Genomic DNA, 998 nt, shown 5'->3' with positions numbered 1-998 from the left:
CCAAACGCGAGAAGGCCACGTGTCTGGATGTCAGCCGTGTGCTCCTCCTAGCTCTCCGTCGCCAGCGCGGACGGCGCCGCCGACGGAGTGGCGGTCAGCTCGCCGGGCTCGACCAGCCGGCCCACGGCGGCGTCCCGGGGCAGCGTGAAACCCCAGTCCAGCAGGGCCGCACCCTGCTCCCAGCCGCGTACCGGCGCCGATTCGGCGCCCAGCAGGGTCACCACCAGCCGCCGCCCGCCGCGTTCCGCCGCCCCCACGTAGGTGTGCCGGGCCAGGTCGGTGAAGCCGGTCTTGCCGCCGAGCGCCCCCGGGTACCGGTAGATGAGCTGGTTCTCGTTCTGGATCTCGAAACCCTTGGTGCGTTGCCGTGGCTGGGCCGGAATCGACGTCTGCTCGGTCAGCGCGTACCGGCGGAAGGTCGGCTCGGCGAAGCAGGCCCGGGCGATCAGCGCCAGGTCGTACGCGCTGGTGAACTGCCCCCTGCCGTCCAGCCCGGACGGGGTGACCGCGTGCGTCTGGAGCGCGCCGAGCTGGTGCGCCCGCTCGTTCATGTCGCGTACGCCGGCGGCGCTGTCCGTCCCGCTGCCGAGCCGGGCCAGCGCGTTGGCGGCCTCGTTGCCGGAGTTGAGCAACAACCCGAGCCAGATGGTCTCGATGGTGTACCGGCCGCCCGCGACCAGGCCCACGGCCGAGGAGCCGGGTTCGATGTTCATGTCCGCCTCGGTGACGGTGACCGTCTGCTTCGGGTCGAGCCTGGGCAGCATCGTGGCCGCCAGCAGGAGCTTCTGCACGCTCGCCGGTGTGCCGTACTCGTGGGGGCCGCAGCCGCCGAGCACCTGGCCGCTGTCCAGGTCGGCTACCAGCCACGACGTGGCGCTCACCCTCGGTGGCGCGGCGACGCCGGCCGGCACGACCAGGCCGGCCGTGTCGAGCGCCGCGCCGCCGACCATCCGCTGCTCGGGAACGGCGGGCGGGGGCGACGGCCGGGGTGGGCGGGA

Annotated in this window: 1 protein-coding gene; it reads right to left on the bottom strand. The window is 73.6% G+C overall.

Annotated features, from left to right (window positions below; all coding sequences use genetic code 11):
• Positions 1–47: 47 nt before the first annotated feature.
• On the bottom strand, positions 48–998 hold a 951-nt coding region (locus PSH25_RS28755), incomplete at its 5' end, for a D-alanyl-D-alanine carboxypeptidase family protein (RefSeq protein WP_238662017.1).

The sequence above is a fragment of the Micromonospora foliorum genome (genome assembly GCF_022229015.1).
Classification (GTDB): domain Bacteria; phylum Actinomycetota; class Actinomycetes; order Mycobacteriales; family Micromonosporaceae; genus Micromonospora; species Micromonospora foliorum.
This window is presented reverse-complemented; position numbering and strand designations above follow the sequence as displayed.